Source organism: Catenibacterium sp. UBA627 (assembly GCF_002299355.1).
Classification (GTDB): Bacteria; Bacillota_I; Bacilli_A; order Erysipelotrichales; family Coprobacillaceae; genus Catenibacterium; species Catenibacterium mitsuoka.
In genome coordinates this window covers 1-8,748 of record NZ_DBPF01000093.1, presented here as the reverse complement: position 1 = coordinate 8,748, position 8,748 = coordinate 1, and the positions used below count along the sequence as shown (strand labels likewise).

The 8,748-nt window shown below is 32.3% G+C and carries 8 protein-coding genes and 1 pseudogene; 8 read left to right on the top strand and 1 reads right to left on the bottom strand.

Annotated elements, in window-relative coordinates:
- The 8 genes and pseudogenes from B2S90_RS05825 to B2S90_RS05790 all read left to right on the top strand — a co-directional run.
- Nucleotides 1-199, top strand: a pseudogene (locus B2S90_RS05825) (RNA-guided endonuclease TnpB family protein); the annotation flags it as partial.
- A gap of 279 nt (nt 200-478) precedes the next feature.
- Nucleotides 479-958, top strand: a complete 480-nt coding sequence (locus B2S90_RS05820) for an S-ribosylhomocysteine lyase (RefSeq protein ID WP_278860983.1) — start codon at nt 479-481, stop codon at nt 956-958.
- Between the two features lie 85 nt (nt 959-1,043).
- Nucleotides 1,044-1,754: a trehalose operon repressor gene (gene treR, locus B2S90_RS05815; protein ID WP_278860980.1), complete on the top strand. Its 711-nt coding sequence runs from the start codon at nt 1,044-1,046 to the stop codon at nt 1,752-1,754.
- A gap of 108 nt (nt 1,755-1,862) precedes the next feature.
- A complete protein-coding gene (locus B2S90_RS05810) occupies nt 1,863-2,912 on the top strand; it encodes a tyrosine-protein phosphatase (RefSeq protein ID WP_286696697.1) in 1,050 nt (349 codons plus the stop codon).
- A gap of 180 nt (nt 2,913-3,092) precedes the next feature.
- Entirely contained in the window at nt 3,093-4,976 is a 1,884-nt protein-coding gene (gene treP, locus B2S90_RS05805; protein WP_278860977.1) for a PTS system trehalose-specific EIIBC component, read from the top strand.
- A gap of 9 nt (nt 4,977-4,985) precedes the next feature.
- Nucleotides 4,986-6,626 carry an alpha,alpha-phosphotrehalase gene (treC, locus tag B2S90_RS05800; RefSeq protein WP_286696696.1) on the top strand — a complete coding sequence of 547 codons (1,641 nt, stop codon included), beginning with the start codon at nt 4,986-4,988 and terminating at the stop codon, nt 6,624-6,626.
- Nucleotides 6,627-6,660: 34 nt separating this feature from the next.
- Nucleotides 6,661-7,383, top strand: a complete 723-nt coding sequence (locus B2S90_RS05795) for a Type 1 glutamine amidotransferase-like domain-containing protein (protein ID WP_278860973.1) — start codon at nt 6,661-6,663, stop codon at nt 7,381-7,383.
- Between the two features lie 412 nt (nt 7,384-7,795).
- Nucleotides 7,796-8,236: a hypothetical protein gene (locus B2S90_RS05790; protein ID WP_055235179.1), complete on the top strand. Its 441-nt coding sequence runs from the start codon at nt 7,796-7,798 to the stop codon at nt 8,234-8,236.
- Between the two features lie 122 nt (nt 8,237-8,358).
- Here B2S90_RS05790 and B2S90_RS05785 read toward each other — a convergent pair whose 3' ends face one another.
- On the bottom strand, nt 8,359-8,607 hold the full coding sequence (locus tag B2S90_RS05785) for a transposase (protein ID WP_286696695.1): 249 nt from the start codon (nt 8,605-8,607) through the stop codon (nt 8,359-8,361).
- Nucleotides 8,608-8,748 lie beyond the last annotated feature (141 nt).

The following is an 8,748-nucleotide window of genomic DNA, read 5'->3' as shown; positions in this document are numbered from 1 at the left end:
ACAAAGATGGAATAATTTTGATGGAGTAAAAATACAGCGAGACCTTTATTCCGCTTTCTTAATAATGAATATAGCAGATGATTTAAAGAGTTTTGATATTGATAAATGTAATGACAGATTTGAGAACTTCTATTGGCTTCATAATTTGGAAGTTGAAAGATTAACAGGTAAAAAGAATTTAAGTAGTATATCAATTTAAAAGAGAAATATATAAAAGGTTTTGATACGAGCCTAACGCTATCGCTAATTCATTCAATAGAATGATTGATAGTGAAAGTCTTATAGAAATTCATTAATCTCATATGCTTTCGAGTATATTTGGAAGTGAATGTATATAAGAACCCAACGTATTTTAGCCGTTGGAGTGTCAGAAAAGTCTCACCAACTGATATTATGGTATATAATTGGTATTCAATGCTGATGATTATATCAGGACTCGTGTTTATACTAATCGGAGATAGAAAGGAAAAGAACTAACATGAACAAAATCGCAAGCTTTACAGTCAATCATTTGACTTTATTACCAGGTATTTACGTATCTAGAAAAGATAAGGTAGGGGAAGAAGTTATCACTACTTTTGATATTCGTATGACAGCACCTAATAGAGAACCTGTTATTAATACAGCTGAAATCCATACAATGGAACATTTAGGTGCCACTTTCTTAAGAAACCACAAGGAATGGGCTGAAAAAGTTATTTATTTTGGTCCTATGGGATGTCGTACAGGATTCTATATGATTCTTGCAGGAGATTTAGAATCTAAAGATGTTGTAGACTTAGTAACTGAAATGTTTACTTTCATGGCTGAATTTGAAGGTGATGTTCCAGGTGCTGCAGCAAGAGATTGTGGTAACTATTTAGATATGAACTTACCTCTAACTAAGATTGTTGCGAAAAGATTCTTAGATAACACTCTTAAGAATATCACAGAAGAACATTTAGTATATCCAGACTAAGACTTCTTTGGAAGTCTTTTTGCTTGTACGTACATTTCTTGCCTATATAAGTATTTAAATGTATACTAGAGACAGGAGGTATATTATGACGAAATATCAGAAAATATATCAGGACCTACTTGAGAAAATCAAGAGAGGAGATATCAAACCCCATACACTTTTACCAAGTGAAAGTGAACTTATGAAAATCTATGATGCATCAAGAGATACTGTACGAAAGGCTTTGAATCTTTTGTTAAATGATGGTTATATTCAGAAGAATAAAGGAAAAGGATCTGTTGTATTAGATATTAATCGTATCGCATTTCCTGTATCAGGAGTGACAAGTTTTAAAGAACTAAAGAAGACTCTTCATGGTGAAGTCAAAACGATAGTGACACTTTTTAGTGAAGAAAAGCCTGATGAAGAGATACAAAAAGCACTCTATGTAAAAGATGATCTTGTATATCATGTCAAAAGAATAAGACAAATAGAGGGAGAAAAGATCATTCTAGATGAAGATTATCTTAATAAGAGTATTGTAGAAGGATTAAGCTATCAGGATGCAGAGAACTCACTCTATGAATATATTGAAAAGAAATTAGGATTAAAGATCAGTTTCGCAAGAAAAGAAATAACTGTAGTAAAGGCAACAGAAGAAGAAAAACAATTATTAGATATGCTTGATTATGACCTTCTTGTATGTGTTAAATCTTATGTTTATCTTGAAGATGCCACTTTATTTCAGTATACAATATCAAAACATAGACCGGATAAATTCCGCTTTGTAGATTTCGCAAGAAGATCTGAATTATAAGATTAGATGAAAGGTCTAATCTTTTTTTCTCTATTGACGTGCCTGTACGCACATAATAAGATACGTGTGTCAGGCATGTATGTACTACTCATAAAAATGGAGGGTTTTATGGAAGAAATAACTGTAGTTAGCGATGGGGAATTTTTAGTTTTTAAAAGTGATTCTGAAAAAGATTTAGAAATGGATGTTTATTATGGATATGATTCATCAAAGATGAATGAAGGAAAAAAATTTTTATTTACTATGACAGAAAGACAAATGATAATTAAAAATCCGGATTTAAATCATCGTTTATTTTTCTTGGTTTGTCCAAAAGAAGGTAAGAATTATGTTATTTCTACAAGATTGGTTAATCTTGATGGAACAGATAATTTCAGAGATTGTGGGGGATATGAAACAATAGAAGGGAGAAGAGTGAAGTGGGGATTGTTGTATAGATCGGATCAACTTTCAAATATTTCAGAGAGAGATGTTACTTTTCTTAAAAACATGGGATTAAAAACTATAGTTGATTATCGCAGTAAAAGTGAAGCAAGTGCTGCACCAAACAAAGAGATTTCTGACGCTAACACTTATTCCTTAGATCCTTATGCGAAAACTGCTCAGCTAGCAGCAGGTTCTATTGATGATGATGTGAATAAAAGTATTTTAGATTTATTAAAGGAACATAAATTTTATCCTGAAAAATATGGAGATCCTGAAGAAAATATGTATAAACAATATAAAAAATTCATTTATTCAGATTCCTCTAAAAAAGCATATAGAGAACTTATAAAATTAATTTTAGATGAACATAATTTACCATTAGTGCAGCATTGCAGAGGCGGTAAGGATAGAACTGGATATGGAGTTGCAATCATACTATTAGCACTTGGTGTTCGTGAAGAGTGTGTGATTTATGATTATACACTGACAACTCAATATAGAGTTACAAAAAATAAAAAACAAATGAATCTTTATAAAAAATACACAAAAGATGAACAGACGTTAACCCTATTATCTACATTGCAGCAATCTAAAGAAATTTACATGGAAACAGCTATAAATGAGATGAAAAAGACTTACGGTTCAATAGATTCTTATTTAAAAGACGCTTTAGGTATTGATCAAGATGTAAAAGAAAAATTAAAAGAAATATTCTTATATGAGGAGTGTTAAAGGTATCATATTGATAAAACTAAGCTTAAAGACTAATTTCGCAAGAAAATCAGAATGATAAGATTAGATGAAAAGTCTAATCTTTTTTTATTTTCTCTATTGACCTACCTGTACGTACATGTTAAGATATGTACATATCAGACATGTACGTACAGGTTATTAAAATAAAGGAGAGAGAATATGGCAAAATATACTGAAGATGCAAAAGCACTACTTGAGTATGTTGGTGGTACAGACAATATTCAGGCAGTCACACATTGCGTCACAAGAATGAGATTTGTTTTATTTGATGAAAAGAAAGCAGATGTTGAACGTATTGAAGAGATTCCATCTGTCAAAGGTACTTTTACTCAATCTGGTCAGTTCCAGGTTATTATTGGAAATGATGTTCAGTTGTTCTATAACGATTTTATTGAAATTTCGGGTATTGAAGGTGTTTCTAAAGAGGCTTTAAAGTCTGAAGCAAAGACAAATCAGACTACACTCCAAAAAATCATTGGCAATCTAGGAGAAATATTTGCACCAATTATTCCAGCTTTAATTTGTGGTGGTTTAATTCTTGGCTTTAGAAATGTGATTGACTCTATTCAGATGTTTGATCATGGTACAAAAACATTAGTTCAGATTTCTCAGTTCTGGAGTGGTGTAGATAGTTTCTTATGGTTAATTGGTGAAGCAGTCTTCCATTTCTTACCAGTCACAATTGTTTGGTCTATTACTAAGAAGATGGGTACAAACCAGGGCTTAGGTATTATCCTTGGTATTACACTTGTATCCCCTCAGTTGTTAAATGCCTATGCAGTCGCTTCTACGCCTGCTGCGAAAATTCCTGTATGGGACTTTGGTTTTACAACAGTTCAGATGATTGGTTATCAAGGACAGGTTATCCCGGCTATTCTTGCAGGATTTGTCTTAGTATACCTAGAAAAGTTCTGGAGAAAAGTAAGTCCTAGTGCAATCAGTATGATTGTTGTCCCATTCTTTTCAATTGTACCTGCTGTATTAATTGCGCATACAGTTGTAGGTCCAATTGGATGGACAATTGGTAATTTTATTTCTGATGTTGTCTGGGCAGGTCTTACTTCTCCATTTAGATGGTTATTTGCTGGTGTATTTGGTTTTGTCTATGCACCACTTGTAATCACTGGTCTTCATCATATGACAAATGCGATTGATACACAGCTCACAGCTACTTTTGGTGGTACATTATTATGGCCAATGATTGCATTATCTAATATTGCACAAGGTTCATCAGTACTTGCTATGTGTGTCTTACAGAAAAACAATAAGAAAGCAAAAGAAATTAATATCCCTTCTTGTATTTCATGTTATCTAGGTGTTACAGAACCTGCTTTATTTGGTGTTAACTTAAAATATACATTCCCATTTTTCTGCGGAATGATTGGTTCAGCTTGTGCTGCCATCTTCTCTGTATCAACTGGAACTATGGCTGCCTCAATCGGTGTTGGGGGAATTCCTGGAATTCTATCTATCATACCTAAATATATGTTTAACTTTGCGATTGCAATGCTTATCGCTATTATTATTCCTTTCACATTAACTTATATCTTAGGTAAGAAAAAATTAAATGAAGTAGACTTCAATGGAAAAGTTAAACCTGTAAATGAAGTATTTCATTCTCCATTAAAGGGGAAAGTCATTCCTTTAAATGAAGTAGATGACCAGGTATTCTCTCAAGGATTGATGGGTGAAGGATTTGCGGTAGAATTAACAGATGGTGAAGTCAAAGCACCATTTACTGGTGAAGTTGTGATGACATTCCCTACTAAACATGCATATGGACTATTAAGTGATGATGGTATTGAAATACTTATTCATTTAGGTATGGATACAGTAGAACTCAATGGGGAAGGATTTGAATGTCTTGTAGAAAAGGGACAAAGAGTCAAACAAGGTGAAACAATTGCGAAAGTCAATCTAGATTATGTGAAAGAACATGGTAAGTCACTTGTATCACCGGTCGTATTTACTTCTCATCAGCATATTGAGTTAAAGGATGTTAAAGAAACTGATAATAATCAGGAAATTATAGAAATCAAGTAGGAGGTTATTGTGTTAAATTTTAAAGATAAAGTTGTTTACCAGATCTATCCAAAATCATTTTATGATTCTAACAATGATGGTGTAGGGGATATAAAAGGTATTACTTTAAAGTTAGATTATCTTAAAGAACTAGGTATAGATTATATTTGGATGAATCCTATCTTTATCTCACCACAAAAGGATAATGGTTATGATGTAGAAGACTATAAGCGTATTAATCCTGCTTTTGGAACGATGGAAGATCTAGAAGAACTGATCTTTGAAGCTAAAAAAAGAAACATTTATTTAATGTTTGATATGGTTTTCAACCATACCTCTACTGAACATGTCTGGTTTAAGAAAGCTATGGCCGGTGATGAAAAATATAAGAATTACTATTATTTTAAGAAACCTAATGAAGATGGTTCAATGCCTACTAACTGGGAATCTAAGTTTGGAGGTCCATGCTGGGAATATGTAGATAAGTTTGATGAATACTATTTACATCTCTTTGATGTGTCTATGGCTGATTTAAACTGGTCTAATCCTGATGTAAGAAAAGAAGTACAGGATATTGTTCAGTTCTGGATTGATAAAGGTATCAAGGGATTTAGATTTGATGTTATTAATTTAATTGATAAGATGAAGTTTGAAGATGATTATGAAGGTGTGGGAAAGAGATTTTATACAGATGGTCCTCTTGTACATGATTATTTAAGAGAATTGAATGAAGCCACATTTGGCCGTTATGACGGTATGGTCACAGTAGGAGAGATGTCTGCTACAACTATAGAAAACTGTATTGGATATACAAATCCAGATCATCATGAATTAAGCATGGCTTTTAACTTCCATCACTTGAAAGTAGATTATAAGAATAAAGAAAAATGGACAGTCATGCCATTTGATTTTAAAGAACTTAAAGACTTATTTAACTCATGGGAATTAGGTATGCAGGAAAATAATGGATGGAATGCCTTATTCTGGAACTGTCATGATCAGCCTAGAAGTATCTCACGTTTTGGAAATGATACAAAGTATCATAAAGAATCAGCTAAGATGTTAGCTGCAAGTATTCACTTACAAAGAGGAACACCTTATATTTATATGGGTGAAGAAATTGGTATGACAAACGCATATTTCACTGATTTAAGTCAATACAAAGATGTAGAAAGTATCAACTATTATCATATTATGAAGGATGAAGGTTATACTGATGAAAAAATCTATGAAATACTTCAGGCTAAATCACGTGACAATGCAAGAACACCAATGCAGTGGACGTCTAGCGGAGGATTCTCTACACATACGCCTTGGATTGAAATGAATCCAAGATGTAAAGATATTAATGTAGAAGATGCATTAAAAGACAAAGATTCTATTTACTACTTCTATAAGAAACTTATTGAATTAAGAAAAACTTATAAGGTCATTAGTGTTGGTACTTATACACCTTTATTTGAAGAAAGTGATTGTCTCTATGCATTCAAGAGAAATTATGAAAATGAAGAACTTATTGTCTTAAATAATTTCTATGATAAACAAACTACAGTATCTATTGATAATATTGAAGAGTATGAAGTAATGATTTCTAACTATCAGGATCATGACTTAAAGAAAGAATTACATATCAGACCTTATGAAACAGTGGCTTTATATAAAAAGAAATAATTGATATAATACTCTTATAAAGAGAGGTATTATTATGCATTTATTTTTGACAAGCTCAAACTTAACATTAAATGGTCAATATATTAACGAAGAGAATGGTTTCCGTTCTCTTCTTTTTGATGTTCTTCCTCGTTATATTCGTTGTCTTTATATTGCATCTGATCCAATTGATACGATTTATAATGATGAATGGGGAAACTACCAAAAGAAAGCCTTGATGAATAGTCATTTCTTAGTGGATACATTTACTATCCTGGATGATCGAAACAAAGAGAAGACAGAAGAACTCGTGAAAGAATCAGATCTTATCATACTTGGAGGAGGACATGTGCCTACTCAAAACAAGTTCTTCAGAGAAATCCACTTAAAGAAGTATTTAAAGGAGTATGAAGGTGTGATAGTAGGTGTCAGTGCCGGTTCTATGAACTGTGCAAAGACTGTATACGCCATGCCTGAACTTCCAGGAGAATATTTGGATAAGAAGTATCAAAAATATCTTCCGGGGTTAGAACTCACCCAAACAATGATCATTCCCCATTATAATGAAATACATGATGATTGTTTAGATGGTGTTCATATATTCAAGGATATTGCCTATCCTGATAGTGCCAAAAGGACATTTATTGTATTGGTAGATGGAAGCTTTATCCATATTCATGAAGGAAAAGAAATGATTCATGGACTATCTTATAAAATAGAAAAAGGAAAACTAACACTTATACAAGAAAAAGATTGTATGTTCACATTGGATTCATAAAGAGGGGTTATATTATAAATGTATTAAGAAACTCCCTTAAAAAAATATCTTAATACACAAGAGCAAAAGAAAATTGTTTTTAACTCTCCCCTTAAAACATAATTGTAAACAAGAAGGACGTTTCAATGCGAAGCGTCTTTTTTGTATAGCACCATATAAAAAACAAGCTGGATAACCAGCTAGTTAGTCTATTAAACCTGTATCTCTTAAGAGCAAAATAAAACGCCGTGTTTACCGCAATTCATCCCACCTCCTATAATGTGGGGGAATTCTTGCTCACGGCGTGTTAAAAGGATCTGATTAAAAACGTTTTTTATAGCATACCTGTGGTTTAAGGGTATCCAAATTTTTATTTGTAACGTGAATATAAATATTGTATGATATTTATATCATGAAGAGAGGAAGTTATATTATGGACTACGATCAATATCTTGAAGAATGCAAAAAAATCAAAGAAAGAAACTATCTTCTTTTAGATCTTTTTAAAGACGATCTTATTCAATCAGGTTTAAAAGATAAAACTATTAGCCGTCATCTTTCCAATGTAGAATTCTATATTAATGAATTTTTACTATATAGGGATGCTTATCCTATGGAAGAAGGGCTTAATATGCTTGATGATTATTTAGGAGACTTTTATATCCGTAAATGTTTATGGTCTACGCCTGGTAATATTAAGTCAACTGCAGCAAGTATAAAGAAATTTTATAAATCTATGTTAGCTCATGGAGAGATAGATAAAGCGGGTTATCATTACTTATGTTCTTTGATCAAAGATTCTATGGAGGTATGGCAGACGGACTGTGCTATTTATAATGATCCAGAAAGTCCTAATCCATTTTTTCCGTTTTAAAGGGGCTGTAACGAATAGATAGTATTTACTACTACCTTGAGCGTTACAGTTCTTTTTCATTTTTCAGACGCACCTAAAAAGAACCTTCCTATTTCTTTAAAAAATATCATCTGAAAAATAATCTAAACATCTTCTTGATCTCTTCGTTTTTGTTTCATCTTTCGTTTGTGGTATTCCCTGATATTATGCCCCATTGCAACAAGGTACATCTCCATCTGAACATTGTCATGCCCTCTTCTGTAGAGTCTGTCATGACCTATATTCTCCTTAAGATCACCGAATGTTTCTTTTGTTTTATTATCTTTCTTGTACATGAGTTTTTTACCTCCTTCACTTATAATATTTTCTTGCTTCCTTATGAAATTTATCAAGTTCCTTGTAGTAGTTTATGCATCTTCTGATTTTGGATTTAGTGCATCTGGATTTGAATAGACAACCATCACAGTGACAATTTATTGGACAATGAAATGACGAGGAGGAAACAAAAAGAGTAACTCTCCTTAATTGTTCAA

Bases quoted from the DNA above. Each gene is read 5' to 3' on its own strand.
- B2S90_RS05820 (WP_278860983.1), top strand. From the start codon at position 479: ATGAACAAAATCGCAAGCTTTACAGTCAATCATTTGACTTTATTACCA.
- treR (WP_278860980.1), top strand. From the start codon at position 1,044: ATGACGAAATATCAGAAAATATATCAGGACCTACTTGAGAAAATCAAG.
- B2S90_RS05810 (WP_286696697.1), top strand. From the start codon at position 1,863: ATGGAAGAAATAACTGTAGTTAGCGATGGGGAATTTTTAGTTTTTAAA.
- treP (WP_278860977.1), top strand. From the start codon at position 3,093: ATGGCAAAATATACTGAAGATGCAAAAGCACTACTTGAGTATGTTGGT.
- B2S90_RS05795 (WP_278860973.1), top strand. From the start codon at position 6,661: ATGCATTTATTTTTGACAAGCTCAAACTTAACATTAAATGGTCAATAT.
- B2S90_RS05790 (WP_055235179.1), top strand. From the start codon at position 7,796: ATGGACTACGATCAATATCTTGAAGAATGCAAAAAAATCAAAGAAAGA.